The 14247-nt window shown below is 71.6% G+C and carries 13 protein-coding genes and 1 rRNA gene; 4 read left to right on the plus strand and 10 right to left on the minus strand.

The genetic code is table 11. The features are described from left to right. Both rrf and ABZY12_RS19100 read left to right on the plus strand, forming a co-directional pair. Positions 1-88, plus strand: a 5S ribosomal RNA gene (rrf, locus tag ABZY12_RS19095); the annotation flags it as partial. A gap of 137 nt (positions 89-225) precedes the next feature. Then, a complete protein-coding gene (locus ABZY12_RS19100; RefSeq protein ID WP_356891724.1) occupies positions 226-816 on the plus strand; it encodes a hypothetical protein in 591 nt (196 codons plus the stop codon). A 15-nt stretch (positions 817-831) separates the two neighbouring features. Here ABZY12_RS19100 and ABZY12_RS19105 read toward each other — a convergent pair whose 3' ends face one another. The 4 genes from ABZY12_RS19105 to ABZY12_RS19120 are packed head-to-tail and all read right to left on the minus strand — an operon-like array spanning position 832 to position 4499. After that, the gene (locus ABZY12_RS19105; protein WP_356891726.1) at positions 832-1515 is read right to left on the minus strand and encodes a response regulator transcription factor; all 684 of its coding nucleotides are present in this window, start codon (positions 1513-1515) and stop codon (positions 832-834) included. Further along, positions 1512-2819, minus strand: coding sequence for a sensor histidine kinase (locus tag ABZY12_RS19110; RefSeq protein WP_356891727.1), 1308 nt, complete (start codon positions 2817-2819; stop codon positions 1512-1514). Before ABZY12_RS19110 ends, ABZY12_RS19105 begins: the two co-directional genes overlap by 4 nt. Before the next feature lie 10 nt (positions 2820-2829). Then, positions 2830-3600, minus strand: a complete 771-nt coding sequence (locus ABZY12_RS19115) for an ABC transporter permease (protein WP_356891729.1) — start codon at positions 3598-3600, stop codon at positions 2830-2832. Next, on the minus strand, positions 3597-4499 hold the full coding sequence (locus tag ABZY12_RS19120; RefSeq protein WP_356891731.1) for an ATP-binding cassette domain-containing protein: 903 nt from the start codon (positions 4497-4499) through the stop codon (positions 3597-3599). The genes ABZY12_RS19115 and ABZY12_RS19120 overlap by 4 nt, the downstream gene beginning before the upstream one ends. Positions 4500-4655: 156 nt before the next feature. Here ABZY12_RS19120 and ABZY12_RS19125 point away from each other — a divergent pair, with 156 nt between their 5' ends. Both ABZY12_RS19125 and ABZY12_RS19130 read left to right on the plus strand, forming a co-directional pair. Continuing rightward, positions 4656-5222, plus strand: a complete 567-nt coding sequence (locus tag ABZY12_RS19125) for a GNAT family N-acetyltransferase (protein WP_356891733.1) — start codon at positions 4656-4658, stop codon at positions 5220-5222. 80 nt (positions 5223-5302) lie between these two features. Next, the gene (locus tag ABZY12_RS19130; protein WP_356891735.1) at positions 5303-6877 is read left to right on the plus strand and encodes a protein kinase; all 1575 of its coding nucleotides are present in this window, start codon (positions 5303-5305) and stop codon (positions 6875-6877) included. A gap of 120 nt (positions 6878-6997) precedes the next feature. Here the strand turns inward: ABZY12_RS19130 and ABZY12_RS19135 are convergent, their stop codons facing one another. From ABZY12_RS19135 to ABZY12_RS19160, 6 genes are all read right to left on the minus strand, one after another. After that, the gene (locus tag ABZY12_RS19135) at positions 6998-8566 is read right to left on the minus strand and encodes a type VI secretion protein (RefSeq protein WP_356891737.1); all 1569 of its coding nucleotides are present in this window, start codon (positions 8564-8566) and stop codon (positions 6998-7000) included. 1 nt (position 8567) lies between these two features. Next, positions 8568-9980 (minus strand): ATP-binding protein, encoded by a 1413-nt coding sequence (locus ABZY12_RS19140; protein WP_356891739.1) that lies wholly within the window; start codon positions 9978-9980, stop codon positions 8568-8570. Between the two features lie 20 nt (positions 9981-10000). Continuing rightward, on the minus strand, positions 10001-11554 hold the full coding sequence (locus ABZY12_RS19145; protein ID WP_356891741.1) for an SCO6880 family protein: 1554 nt from the start codon (positions 11552-11554) through the stop codon (positions 10001-10003). Then, entirely contained in the window at positions 11551-12882 is a 1332-nt protein-coding gene (locus tag ABZY12_RS19150; protein ID WP_356891743.1) for a hypothetical protein, read from the minus strand. The genes ABZY12_RS19145 and ABZY12_RS19150 overlap by 4 nt, the downstream gene beginning before the upstream one ends. Then, positions 12872-13726, minus strand: coding sequence for a hypothetical protein (locus ABZY12_RS19155; RefSeq protein WP_356891745.1), 855 nt, complete (start codon positions 13724-13726; stop codon positions 12872-12874). Before ABZY12_RS19155 ends, ABZY12_RS19150 begins: the two co-directional genes overlap by 11 nt. Positions 13727-13830: 104 nt before the next feature. Beyond that, positions 13831-14139 carry a hypothetical protein gene (locus ABZY12_RS19160; protein ID WP_024757447.1) on the minus strand — a complete coding sequence of 103 codons (309 nt, stop codon included), beginning with the start codon at positions 14137-14139 and terminating at the stop codon, positions 13831-13833. Positions 14140-14247 lie beyond the last annotated feature (108 nt).

Genomic DNA, 14247 nt, shown 5'->3' on the forward strand with positions numbered 1-14247 from the left:
CGGTTACATTCCGAACCCGGAAGCTAAGCCTTTCAGCGCCGATGGTACTGCAGGGGGGACCCTGTGGGAGAGTAGGACGCCGCCGAACAATCATTGTGGGAAAGCCCCGCACCTTCTGGTGCGGGGCTTTTCTGCGTTCAGGGTACGGAATTTGGGGTACGGATGTGCTTCCTCACTCCGAGCGTCCTTCCGGCCAAGCCATAGTCCCAGGAGCCGGCCGCCCCGTTGGCCCCGTCCGCCATGGTGCCCGTGGTCCAGGTCTTCAAGCGCGACGCGCCGGGCGACTGGTGGCCCGAAGGGGCCGACGTCTTCCAGCTGGTGTGGTGCCCCAACTCCCACTGGGACGCCCCGGCTCCGCACGCCGACGTCAGTCCGGTGATCGAGGTCAGATGGCGTCGGGCCGCAGATGTCACCCGCGTACTCGCGCAGCCGCCGAAGCCCGTGCGGCATGAGGACGACGGCTACGGCTTCTCCCCCCGCCCCTGCACCCTGACTCCTGTTCACCTGACGGACTTCCCCTACCCGGACGAGCTTCCGGAGGAGTTTCCACCGGCCGTCCGGCGTCTGGTGGAGGAGACCGACCCCGAAGGGGATGTCATCACCCGTGTCGCCGGGAACAAGTTCGGCGGAGGGCCCACGTGGCACCTCACCGAGCCCACCGAGTTCCGCTGCCGGAGCTGCGACGCGGTGCTGGCGCTGCTGTTCACCATCGCCAGCCACTCGACCACGGGGATCACCGTCGGCCGCTGGGGCGATCTACGGATCTTCGCGTGTCCCCATGATGTCGGGCACGGGTACTGGTTCGACGTCCACTGAGGTCCCGGTTGGGCCCTAGGCGCCCTGGGACGGGGAGACCAGGCCCGTGTCGTACGCCAGGATCACGGCTTGGACGCGGTCCCGGGCGCCCGTCTTCGCGAGGACGCGGCTCACGTGGGTCTTCACCGTGGACTCCGCGAGGTGGAGACGTTGGGCTATCTCGGTGTTCGTCCAGCCCTGGGCGAGGACCGTGAGGATCTCCCGCTCCCGGTCCGTCAGGCCGGCCAGACGGGGGTCCGGTCGCGAGGGGCCGGCCCCGGTGCCCGGTGCCGCGGGGAGGTGGTGGACATAGGCGTCCAGGAGGCGGCGGGTGAGGCTGGGGGCCACGACCGCGTCGCCGCTCGCCACCGCGCGGACGCCCGCCAGGAGTTCCTCCGGTTGGGCGTCCTTGACCAGGAAGCCGCTGGCGCCGGCGCGCAGCCCGTCGTACGCGTACTCGTCGAGGTCGAAGGTCGTGACGATCAGGACGCGGGTGCGGGCGCCCGCCGCGACGATGCGGCGGGTCGCCTCGATGCCGTCGAGGCCGGGCATTCTGACGTCCATCAGGACCACGTCCGGGTGGTGACGGTCCACCAGGCGGACCGCTTCGGTGCCGTTCGACGCCTCGCCGACGACGGTCATGTCGTCCTGGCTCTCCAGGAGCATGCGGAAGCCGAAGCGTTGCATCGCCTGGTCGTCCGCGATGAGCACGGTCGTCACGAGGAGGAACCCTCCAGGGGGAGTCGCAGTCGTACGCGCCAGCCGCCGGTCGGCAGCGGGCCCGCCTCGAGTGTGCCGTCGTACAGGGCCGCCCGCTCGCGCATGCCGGCGATTCCCCGGCCCGGACTCGGAGCCGTAGCCTCCGGGGCCGTGCCGCCCGTTCCCGTATCCGTCACCTCGACGGTCAACGCGCCTTGCTCGTGGGCGAGGAGGACCGAGGACTCCGCCTCCGGTCCCGCGTGCTTGAGGGTGTTCGTCAGGGCCTCCTGCACAACCCGGTAGACCGTCAGTTGCGCGCCCGCCGGTAGCGGCCGGACCTCGGGTTCGGCACGGGTTTCGCGGGTCTCCACTCGTACCGGCAGGCCCGCCGCCCGTACCCCCGTGATCAGGGCGTCCAGATCGCCAAGGGTCGGCTGCGGGTCGCGCACGGCCTGCGCCGAGTCGTCGCGCAGGACCCCGAGGAGGCGGCGGAGTTCGGTGAGGGCCTGACGGCTGGTCGTGCCGATGGCGTCGAGGGCCTGGGCAGCGCGCTCGGGGCTCTTGGCAGCCGCGTACCTTCCGCCGTCGGCGAGGCCGGTGATGACCGACAGGTTGTGGCCGATGATGTCGTGCATCTCCCGGGCGATCCGGGTGCGTTCGGCCGCCGCGGCGAGCCGCGCCTGCTGGTCGCGTTCGACTTCGAGGCGGCGGGCCCGGTCGACGAGAGCGGCCGTGTAGTCCTTGCGGGAGCGGACCGCGATGCCGAGGAGGGCGGCCATCGCGTACGCCCACAGCGTCGGCACGACCTGCTGGTCCCAGCTTCCCTTGGGGAAGAGGATCGCGCCGGTCACCAGGGGCGGGACGATCAGCGCGAGGCTCCAGGCGAGGAAGCGGAGCGGCAGCCGCAGCGAGACGTGGAAGACGACGAGCAGCTGGAGAAGGCCGGCCTGCAGAAAGGCCCCGGTCCCGTTGCTGACGAGGCTCGCGCACGCCATCACGGCGAGGACGCCCATCGGGTGGCGGCGGCGCCACAGGAGCGGAACCGAGAAGCTCAGGCTCATGGCGAGCACCAGCCAGACCGGTACGGACGGGTCGCGGGCGATGTTCCGCCAGCCGCCCCTCGCGTCCACGAGGGCGGCGATCGCCCAGAAGACCGTCAGCAGGACGTCCCAGACCCAGGGGCGGCGCGCGTCGAAGGCCCGGAGGCGCTGGGCCTGCCGTTGGACGTACCGGCTGAGCGGCGGGGCGCCCGCGGACCAGTCGGGCTCCTGCCCCCGGTCCTTCGCCGCCGGGATGGTCCCGTCGCTCGTCGTCTCCGTGATCATCCGTTCATCGTCATACGTCACGGCGCTTCAGCGACAGTGCCGGTACGGCCAGGGAGGCGGCGGCCCACAGGAGCAGGGCGAGCAGCGCGGCGCCGGGGGAGGCCGCACCGGGCATCGGGTCGGCGGAGCCCAGGGCTCCGGCGGCCTGGGTGGGGAAGTACCTGACGGCCGTCTCCACGGCGTCGTACGGCAGCATCCCGAGGACCTCCGGCAGCACCATCACGCCGCCGATGAAGGCGCCGATGCCGCCCGGCACCGAGCGCAGCGCGGCGCCGAGGCCGAGGGCGATGACGCTGAGGAGGGTGACGCCGGCGGCGTTGCCCGCGATGGCGGCGAGGACGCCGGCGTCGGTGAGGGAGGCGGCCTGGTCGGTGTCGGAGAGGAAGATCTGCGCGGTGAGGAAGGTGATGAGGGCGGTCACGAAGGAGACGGTGAAGACGACCGCCGTGAAGACCGTGGCCTTCGCCCACAGCACGGGCGTCCGGCGTGGAACGGCTGTCAGGGTGGCTCTGATGAGGCCGGTGGAGTACTCGCCGGCCGTGACCAGGATCCCGAGGACGGCGAGGCAGATCCCGCCGAGCTGGGAGCCGTAGAGGGTGAGGACCACGGTGTCGACGTCGGAGTCGCCGCCGTCGCTGGTGTAGGTGGCGCCCATGAGGATGCCGACGCCGAGGAGGAACGCGACCGAGGCGAGGACGGTGATCCAGGTCGAGCGGACGGTCCACAGCTTGTGCCATTCGGAGCGCAGCACGCGGGCGGGGGTGATCACGGGGGCGCTCATGCGGCGGCTCCTTGGTATTCGACCGAGTCGTGGGTGAGGTCCATGAACGCCTGCTCCAGCGAGGCGGTCTGCGGGGTGAGTTCGAAGAGCGGTACGCCGTGGGCTGCGGCCGTGCGGCCGATGTGCGCGGCCTCGATCCCGGTGACGCGGAGGGTGTCGGCGGCCTCGGTGACGATCCGGGCCTCCGGGAGGAGGGCGCTGAGGCGGTCCGCGTCGGGGGTGACGACCTTGACCGAGGCGCCTCCGGCCTCTCGTACCAACGCGTCGACGGTCGTGTCGGCGAGGAGCCGGCCCTTGCCGATCACGATGAGGTGGTCGGCGGTCAGGGCCATCTCGCTCATCAGGTGGGAGGAGACGAGGACCGTACGGCCTTCGGCGGCGAGCGAGGTGAGGAGCGTGCGGATCCAGAGGACGCCCTCGGGGTCGAGGCCGTTGACCGGTTCGTCGAGGACGACGGTGGCCGGGTCGCCGAGGAGCGCGGCGGCGATGCCGAGCCGCTGGCCCATGCCGAGCGAGAAGCCCTTCACACGCCTGTGGGCCACGTCGGTCAGGCCGGTGAGGGCGAGGACGTGTTCGACGCGGGAGCGCGGGATGCCGTGGGTGTGGGCGAGCGCCATGAGGTGGTGGAAGGCGGAGCGGCCGGGGTGCAGCGAGCGGGCTTCGAGGAGCGCGCCGACCTGGGTGAGGGGCGCCGGGTGGGTGGCGTAGGCGCGGCCGCCGATGGTGGAGCGGCCGCGGGTGGGGGCGTCGAGGCCGAGGAGCATGCGCAGGGTGGTGGACTTGCCGGCGCCGTTGGGGCCGAGGAAGCCGGTGACGGTGCCGGGGCGGACGGTGAAGGTGAGGTCCTGGACGACGGTCCTGTCCCCGTACCGCTTGGTGAGTTCTTCTGCTCGGATCATGACGACGACGCTACGGAGCGGGCGGCGGGGGGTCGTCCGACCGTGGGCGGGGAGGTGGCGCGGGGTGTAGTACCGGGGTACGACGGGGGTGCGGCGGGCGGGACCGGTGTCGAAAGTCGCTTGTCGGGGCGGTGGGGTGGTGGTGACCATCGGGGCATGGACTACCTGATACGAGCCATCCGTGCCGAGGAGTGGGAGAAGACCCGCGAGATCCGGCTGGCCGCGCTGCGAGACCCGGCCGCGGGCATCGCCTTCCTGGACACGTACGAGAAAGCCGTCGAGCGGCCGGACTCCTTCTGGCGGGAGCGCGCGGAGGGCGCTGCCGAGGGCGGGACGGGCGGCGCCCGGCAGTTCGTGGCGGAGGCCCCGGACGGGAGCTGGGCGGGCACGATCTCGGTGCTGGTGGAGCGGCCGTCGGACGAGGTGCGTTTCGGCGAGGCGGCGACGGTCGACCAGACGCACATCGTGGCGGTGTACGTACGGCCGGAGGCGCGCGGGACCGGGTTGGCGGAGGAGCTGTTCCGGGCGGGCGTGGAGTGGTCCTGGGCGCTGCCGGAGCCGGTCGTCCGGCGGGTGCGGCTCTACGTCCACGAGGACAACGCGCGGGCCGCCGCGTTCTACCGGCGGTTCGGGTTCGTGGCGACGGGGGAGCGGGTGGCGGTGCCGGGGGACGCGGGGGCGTGGGAGGTGGAGTACGAGATCCGGCGGCCGGTGGGCCTCTAGGGGATTCTCGTGGATCAGGCCGGGCGGCCTGATCCACGAGACACCCCCTAGCTGGGGCGGGTGATCCCTGGGAAGCTGGGATGTCCAGCGGACTCGGGGGAGACGTGCAGGAGTTGATGCCGGAGGATCCGGCGACGATCGGCCCGTACCGGCTGTCGGCGAGGCTCGGTGAGGGCGGGATGGGGCTGGTCTTCCTGGGCCAGTCGGTCAGCGGGCGACGGGTGGCGGTGAAGGTCGTACGGCGCGAGCTCGCCGCCGACCCGGGCTTCCGGCAGCGTTTCCGGCGGGAGATCGAGGCGGCCCGGACGGTGGGCGGCTTCTGGACGGCGCCGGTGGTGGACGCGGACCCGGACGCGGTGGAGCCCTGGGTGGCGAGCGCGTACATCGAGGCGCCGGACCTCGGGCAACTGGTCGTCTCGGAGGGCCCGCTGGGTGAGGCGGGTGTACGGCGCCTGGCGGCGGGGCTCGCCGAGGCGCTGGAGGCCATCCACCGGGCCGGCCTGGTGCACCGGGACCTGAAGCCGTCGAACGTGCTGGTGACGGCGGACGGCCCGCGCGTCATCGACTTCGGGATATCCAAGGCCCTGGAGGGGGCGACGACCCTGACGGACACGGGGCTCGTGGTGGGGACGCCCGGGTTCATGTCGCCGGAACAGGCGACGGGGGCCGCGGTCGGCGCCCCGAGCGACATCTTCTCGCTGGGTGCGGTCCTGGCGTTCGCGGCGACGGGCCGTGGACCGTTCGGGGCGGGGAGCGTACCGGCCCTGCTGTACCGGGTGGTGCACGACGTGCCGCGACTCGACGGGGTGCCGGAGGGGGTACGGGGGATCGTGGCCCAGTGCCTGGAGAAGCGGGCGGAGCGGCGGCCTTCGGCAGCGGAGGTGCTCGGGCTGCTGGACCGGGGCGGGGACGGTGGAAGGACTGGGGACGCCGGTGCGGGCATCGGCATGGGCGCCGGGGGGAAGGCCGTGGTCGCCCGGCCGGTCCCGGAGCCGGCCCGGGTGAAGGCCAGAGCTCGGGCCGGGGCAGTCCCTGTCAGGGCTCCGGCCGCGCCCACGTCTCCTGCGGTCGCCGTCCGGCCGGTCGGGGCCGAGGTCGTCCGTAGCTCGGTGGGGACGCGTGGGGGCGGGGCGACCCGGACCGCGACGATTCTCGCGGTCGTCGGAGTGGTCTCCGGTGTGGTGGCCGCCGTGTTCGCGCTGTCCTCCGTGCTGCTCGTCGGCTCCTTGGCGGCCGTCGTCTTCTGCGTGGCGCTGACGGCCGCGGCGATCGTGAAGGTCCGTGAGGGCCGGGGCGGTGCCCCGGAGAGCGAGGTCCGGGTGGATGCCCGGGAACTGGCGTACGTCTATGCCGAGAGGCGCTGGTCGAGCCTCTGGAAGCACCTCGTCTCCGTCACGCTGGAGGTCCGGCAGGGACCGGATGCCAAGATCTTCGGGCTTGTCCTGACCGAGACCGTCCCGGGCCGGGCGCGCCCCTCGGACTTCCGCCTGCGGGAGGCACCGGGGGCGGTCGGCACGATCCTGCGGTTCGGGGAGATGGGCACCGCGCGGGCCGAACTCGGCCGGCTGGACAACGCCCTGCGCTTCCACGCCGGCCGGCGATACCGCCCGCACCCGAGCGTGGCACGGCTGCTGGGGCGGTCGCCTCAGTCCTGAGGCGGCGGCTCCGGCCAGCGGGCGGGCGGTGGCTTCAGTTTTGAGGCAGTGGCTCCGGCCAGCGGGCGGGCGGTGGCTTCAGTTTTGGCAGTGGCTCCGGCCAGCGCGGGGGCGGTGGCCTCAGTTTTGAGGCAGTGGCTCAGGCCAGCGCGCGCGGGCCTGTTCGCGGGAGCGGAGGAGGGCCAGGGTCGGGAGGCCCTCGTCCTGGCCCTGGGCCAGGAGTTCGGGGAGGCGGGGGAGAGGGGCGACGGCGGCGACGTCGTCGAGGACGAGGGTGAGTGGTGGGTCGAGCCGACCGTCGGATGACCGTGCGGCCATGCGGCGGCCGTGCTCGACCACGCTTGCGGTGAGGGCGGTCAGCAGAGGCATCGCGCCGGGGTGGGTGCGGGGATCCTCGACCGGTTCGCCCACCACATAAAGGGTGCCCCCTTCGGCGATGAAAGATGCCAGTGTCAACGAATCTGTTCGATTCGGTGTGCACGCCTCGCGGATGTGGATCGAGGAGAGCGACGACAGCACCCGCGCGGTCAACTCCTGTGCCATCTCCCGCCGTTCCGGATACGCCGTCAGCGCCGACTCCAGGAGCCCGGCGTGGCCTCCGGCCGCCTTGGGGTGGGTACGGAGGATCCGTACGGGTTCGTGGGCGCCCGTGCCCTGCGCCCAGCGGTGGACCTGCTTGAACGGGCGGTCGTCCACGGCAGCGGCGTGCAGCCAGCAGCGCAGGAGCGTTTCCGCGGTGTCGGCGACGGCCGCGTCCAGACGGGACGGCGGGCGTACGGGGGCGAGGAGCGCTGCCGCCCGTTCCTGGGCCGTGACCGGGTCCTCGCACCGGTCGGCCGGGGACCAGTGGAGGCGGGCGGGGGTGTCGCAGAGGTGCCCGGGGTCGTAGACGAGGACGGGGCCGAGCTTGCCGCGGGCGTCTTTGGTGTCGGCCCAGACGGTGGGGTCGGAGGTGACGACGACCGCAGGGCCCTCGGCGTCCTGGACGGCTTGGAGGGCGGAGGGCCGACGGGTGGCGGGGGAGCCGTAGAGCAGGCGGGGGGCGCGGGGCGAGGGGAGGACGGGGGCGGCGGGGGCGCGCGGCTCGTGCTCTTCCCGTACGGCCTGATCGGCGCGCTCGACGTGCTCGGCCCGCTCGACGTGGGCGGTGACCGGGGCCGGGACCTGGGCGGTGACCGGGGCGGTGACCGGGGCGGTGACCGGGACCTGGGCCTGGGCCGGAGCGTGGTCCTCAGCCGGGACCTGGGGCGCGGGTCGGGCCTCCGCCGGGGGAGCCGTCCGCGGCGCCGGTGCCGGCACGCCCTCCGTACCGTACGCGCCGTACGCCACCGCGTCCCGTCTCGCCGCCCGTACCGTTCTCCACCGCGCCAGCGTCCCCACCACGAACACCGTGAGGACCACCAGCACCATCAGCTCGCCGATGAACAGGCCCCAGAACAGCCCGTACCCCGACAGCTCACCCGCCGGGGTCTGCGGCCACGCGCCCGCCAGGTCCTGTGGCCGGCCGACCAGGGCGCGGATGGCGAGCGGCGTCCTGGTGAAGGTCACCCCCGTCGGCCAGGCGCCCTTGGCGAACAGACCGGCCAGGCCGGTCGCCGTCCACACCAGCACGCTCAGGCCGAGCAGGAGCCCCAGGAGCCCCACCAACAGCCCGTCGGGCACCCCGCCTTCCCGCTGGTCCTTCGCCATGTCATGCCACCGTTGACTCGGAGGGGTCGTTCACCTGCTGTTCGATGAGGGCGGCCCGCTGCTCCGCCTCCCACTCCGCGGCCCGCAGGTCCTCGGGAAGGTCTTCCCGGATCGAGGACTCCGTCATGGCGCGGTCGGTGTAGACGAGCGGGCGTTCCTTCTCGGTGATGAGGTGCTTGACCACCTGGACATTGCCGTTGACGTCCCAGACCGCGATGCCCGGGGTGAGCGTCGGGATGATCTCGACCGCCCACCGTGGCAGGCCGAGGACCCGTCCCGTGGCGCGGGCCTCGTCGGCTTTCTGGGCATAAATGGTCCGGGTCGAGGCCATCTTGAGGATGGCCGCGGCCTCCCGGGCCGCCGCTCCGTCGACGACGTCGGAGAGGTGGTGGACCACCGCCACGAAGGACAGGCCGAGCCGGCGGCCGAATTTCAGCAGCCGCTGGAACAGCTGGGCCACGAACGGGCTGTTGATGATGTGCCAGGCCTCCTCGACCAGGAAGATGCGCTTCTTCCGGTCGGGGCGGATCCAGGTGTGCTCCAGCCAGACGCCGACGATCGCCATCAGGATCGGCATGGCGATGGAGTTGCGGTCGATGTGGGAGAGGTCGAAGACGATGAGTGGGGCGTCGAGGTCGATGCCGACGGTCGTCGGGCCGTCGAACATGCCGCGCAGGTCACCGTCGACCAGCCGGTCCAGGACGAGAGCGACGTCCAGGCCCCAGGCCCGTACGTCGTCTATGTCGACGTTCATCGCCTCCGCCGACTCGGCCTTCGGGTGGCGCAGTTGCTCCACGATGTCGGTGAGGATCGGCTGGCGGTCGGTGATGTGCTCGTTGACGTAGGCGTGGGCGACCTTGAGCGCGAAGCCCGCGCGCTCGTCCAGGCCGTGGCCCATCGCGACCTCGATGATCGTACGGAGCAGGGCGAGCTGTCCGGTCGTGGTGATCGACGGGTCGAGCGGGTTGAGCCGGATGCCAGAGTCGACGGCGACCATGGGGTCCAGGCGGATGGGGGTTATCCCCAGCTCCTGGGCGATGAGGTTCCATTCGCCGACGCCGTCCTCGCCCTGGGCGTCGAGGACGACGACCTGGCGGTCGCGGAAGCGGAGTTGGCGGAGGACGTACGTCTTCTCCAGCGCGGACTTTCCGTTGCCGGACTCTCCGAGGACGAGCCAGTGGGGGGCCGGGAGCTGCTGTCCGTACAGCTGGAACGGGTCGTAGATGTACCCCTTGCCGCTGTACACCTCGCGGCCGATGATCACGCCGGAGTCGCCGAGGCCGGGGGCGGCCGTGGGCAGGTAGACGGCCTGGGCCTGCCCGGTAGAGGTGCGGACGGGCAGCCGTGTCGTCTCCACCTTCCCGAAGAGGAAGGAGGTGAACGCCTCGGTGAGGGCGGAGAGCGGATCTCGCATTGGCACGGGCCCCTTAGCGGCTAGCGGCGGATGCCGGTCGCGAACGGCAAGGTGTTCACAAAGGCCCGGTGGTGCTCGCGGTCGCACCACTCCAGCTTCAGATACGACTTGCCGGCGGAGGCCCTGATCGTGCGCTTGTCCCTGGCCAGGGCCTCGGGCGAACGCGACGACACAGTGATGTACCCGACCAGGTTGACGCCCGCCGCGCCGCTGGCGAGATCTTCACCCCGCTGGTCGAGCCGGCCGTGGGCGGCGATGTCGCGCGGGTCGACGGTGCGGTTCATCTTGGCCTGGCGGGATGCCTCGGCCTCGTCGTTGGTCTTCTCGGTGAGCATGCGCTCGATGGCGACCTCGGTGGGTTCGAGGTCCATGGTGACGGCGACCGTACGGATGACGTCGGGGGTGTGGACGAGGAGCGGGGCGAGGAAGTTGACGCCGACGGGGGTCATCGGCCACTCCTTCACCCAGGCGGTGGCGTGGCACCACGGGGCGCGGGTGGAGGACTCGCGGGTCTTGGCCTGGAGGTACGTGGGCTCCATGGCGTCCAGCTCCGCGGGCCAGGCGTTGCGCTTCGTCATGGCCTGGATGTGGTCGATGGGGTGGTCCGGGTCGTACATGGAGTGCACGAGGGAGGAGAGCCGGGACTGTCCGAGGGGCTGGCGGACCCTGATGTCCGCCTCCGCCAGCCGGGCGCAGATGTCGGTGAGCTCGCGGGCCATGACGACGGCGAGTCCGGCGTCGCGGTCGAGCTTGCGGGCGCCGGAGGCGTGGCGGGCGGCGCGGGCCATGGCGTTGGCCTCGGCGGCGAGCTCGCGGGTGTAGTGCATGCAGGCGACGAGGTAGGCGCGGTGCTGCTCGCTGGAGGTGGAGACCATCGACTGAAGCTGTTCGTACGACTCCTGGAGCCAGGCGGGCGCGTGGGGGTCGCCGCGCTGGCCGACGTCCTTGGCGTGGGCGTCGGGGTCGGCCGGGAGGGTACGGGCGAGCATCTGGAGGCGGGTGACGAAGCCGTCCCCGTTGGCGACGTGCTTGAGGAGCGTGCCGAAACGGTCGACCAGGGCTTCCTGGTCCTCGCTGTCGCGCAGGCCGACGCCCGGGCCCTCGATCTCGATGGCCGCCGTGACCGTCCGCCGGTCGGCGTGGAGGAGGACGGCGATCTCGTCCGGGCCGAAGGGCGCGGACATCCAGCTGATCCTGCCGATGCCGGGCGGCGGTCCTACCTCGACCTCGCGGCCGTCGAGCCGGGTGCCGGCTTCGGCGGCGATGGAGCGGTAGGCCGTGCCGCGCTTGAGGGAGCGCTTGTAACTGCGGTTGATCTCGAACCATTTGTAGAAGGTGCGGTGCTTGTACGGGACGTACACCGCGGCGAGCGCGAGCAGCGGGAAGCCCATGAGCAGGACGATCCGCAGAGACAGGACGGGGACGATCAACCCGCTCATCATGCCGAGGAACGCGCCGGCGATGATCAGCGCGATCTCGCCCGTCTCGCGGTTCTTGCCGACGATCGCGTTCGGCCGGGCGCGGCCGATGAGATACGTACGGCGGGGCGTGACCGGCTGGGACTGGGTCGTCAACGCCCTCCACCTCCAGAGTTCTTTCGGTTGCTGTGCGGTGTGCCTGTCGTGGGGCTGCTGCTACGCGGCGGGGGTGCGGCGGAGGGGACAGTTCCGCCGCCGCCCCCGGCCGCGCCCCCGCGGCTGCTGTGGGCGGCGACGCCGCCGGCGAGGGGGTTGGCGGGCCGGGCGCCACCGCTGTTGGCGTTGGACTGGCCGCCTCCGCCATCGCCGCGGGCGCTGTGGGTCTTGATGCCCTGCGAGACGAGGGAGGCGGGGGAGGAGATCACGGCGGCGGCCGCGTTCTCGCCGGCGCGGTGGAGCCGGTTGTCGCGGGAGGCGACGATCTCGTCGCCGAAGCCGGGGACGAAGCGGTAGATCATCGCGGAGGCGAAGATGGCGAGCAGGATGATCGCGAGCCCGGAGACGACGGCGGAGAACGCGTCGGGCCCGGTGCCGGAGGAGAGCGCGCCGGCGAGACCGAGCACGATGACGATGACGGGCTTGACGAGAATGACCGCGATCATGATCCCGGCCCAGCGGCGGACGTGGCCCCACATGTTCTTGTCGACGAGCCCGGAGTAGACGACGACGCCGAGGAGGGCGCCGACGTAGAGCAGAACGGCGCGCAGGAACAGCTCCAGGTAGAGCACGCCGGCGGCGAGCACGGTCACGAGCGAGACGATGATCAGCATGATGGGCCCGCCACCGATGCTGTCGCCCTTCTGGAGGGCTTCCTTGAAGCTCCCGAAGAAGACGTCGGTCTGCTGCCCGGTCCCGGAGGCGATGACCTCGGTGACGGCGTCGGTCGCGGAGACGACGGTGTAGAGGATGAGCGGCGTGAACGCGGACGCGAGGACGGTCAGCCAGAGGAACCCGATGGCCTCGGAGATCGCGGTGGTGAGGGGAACGCCGCGGATGGCGCGCTTGGCGACGGCCAGGAGCCAGAGGATGAGGGTGAGGACGGTGGCGGCGGCGAAGACGATGGCGTAGCGGGCGAGGAATTCGGTGTTGGTGAAGTCGACGTCGGCGGTCTCCTTCACGGCCTTGGAGAGAGCGTCGACGATGGAGACGGCGGCGTCGGCGCAGCCGCGGGCGAGGGAGGAGAGGGGGTCGAGGGCGGAGGCGGGGTCGTCGAGGCGGGGGGTGCGGCCGGGGTCGCCGTTGTCGCAGTGTTCCCTTGCGGGGCCGACGATGAGGTCGCAGTCGCTGTTGGAGGGCTGCGAGGTGGAGGGAGTCGGTGTGGGGGTCGGGGCCGCGTAGGCACGGGAGGCCAGCAGGACGGCACCGGTCTGCACGGCCGCCAGCGTGGCGGCCAGGCGAAGGGTGGGACGGGACCTACCGGGCATACGTGAAGCCTCCGTACTCCTCGACGGCCTTGGCGATCGCGTCAGCGTCGGATGCCGTGCGGTCGGTGGTTACCGGAGCCGGGCCCTCCTTCTGCGAGAAGCTTTCGACCTTCCAGTCATTGCCGGTCCAGCGGAGTGCGAGGGTCAAGGTGAACCAGTCGCTCGCCACCGGGTTGGTGGAGCCGACTCCGGCGGTTCCGAACGCACCTGTGCACCAGACCTCGACGGTCGCGGCGTTGTCGGCGTACGCGGTGACCTTGGTGCCGACCGGCGCCGTACGCGACACGTAGGTGAGACCGGCGGCGGCGTTCCCGTGTTCATCGAGGCCCAGCTTGTCGAGGAACTCGCGGCTGTACGCCTTGTCGAAACTCGCCTCCAGCTCACCGACCTTGTCCGGCAAGAACAATTGCCGGACGATCTGGCCGCGCTGGTCCGGCTTCAGGATGTCGGCCGAGACCAGCGCAACGGAGTAATTGGCAGCCGCACTCTGCGCGCCCTGTTCGTCGTGGGCGAAGCCCATGGGGATCTGGCCGTTCTTGCCCGTAACCGGGCGGACGCCCGTCGCCGAGGTCGGTGCGCCCGCGCCGGCCGGGCTCTTGCCCGTGGCCGAGCCCGCCGTGTCCGTGGTCTCACCGCCGCCGCGGTTCGCGAAGGCGATCGCGGCGATCAGCAGGACCACCACACCCACCACCGTGATCAGCGAGCGGGAGCTGCGCATCGGCGGGCGCCTGGCGCCGCCGTAGACGTCCCCGCCGCCGCCCTCGGGCAGGCGGGTACGGGTCTGGCCCGAGCCGCCCACTCCGCGGACGCCGCCGAAGCCGTCGTTCTCGTCGCCGAGGCTCATGACGGGTACGCCCCCTCAACCGTTCGCGGGTACGACAGAAGCCGTTCTGGTCTCCGCGCGGGCGCGGTGTGGTGACTGGACATCAGGGATCGTGACCTCGGTGGTTAGACGGCCATCCCGTACACGATGGTGAACAGCGTCCCCAGCGATCCGATGATGAAGACGCCGGTGAGGCCGGCCACGATCAGACCCTTGCCCTGCTCGGCGCTGAACGTGTCCCGGAGGGCGGTCGCGCCGATGCGCTGCTTGGCCGCTCCCCAGATGGCGATGCCGAGGCAGAGCAGGATGGCCACGGCCATCACGACCTCGATCATCACCTTGGCCTCATTGCCCAGGCTCCCGAAAGGACCCCAGTTCGGGGCGATTCCACCGATGATGGTGGTGATGTCGCCCTTCTCGGCCGCCAGGTACATGTAACTCACCGCCCCTGTTGGGTAGTTCATCGCCCTTGCCGGATGGCATGGGTCATCGCCCTATCTTCGCTGATGAAACCGCTCGCGTGTGACGGCTTGACGGCTCTC

The sequence above is a fragment of the Streptomyces sp. NPDC006551 genome, from assembly GCF_040611675.1.
GTDB lineage: Bacteria > Actinomycetota > Actinomycetes > Streptomycetales > Streptomycetaceae > Streptomyces.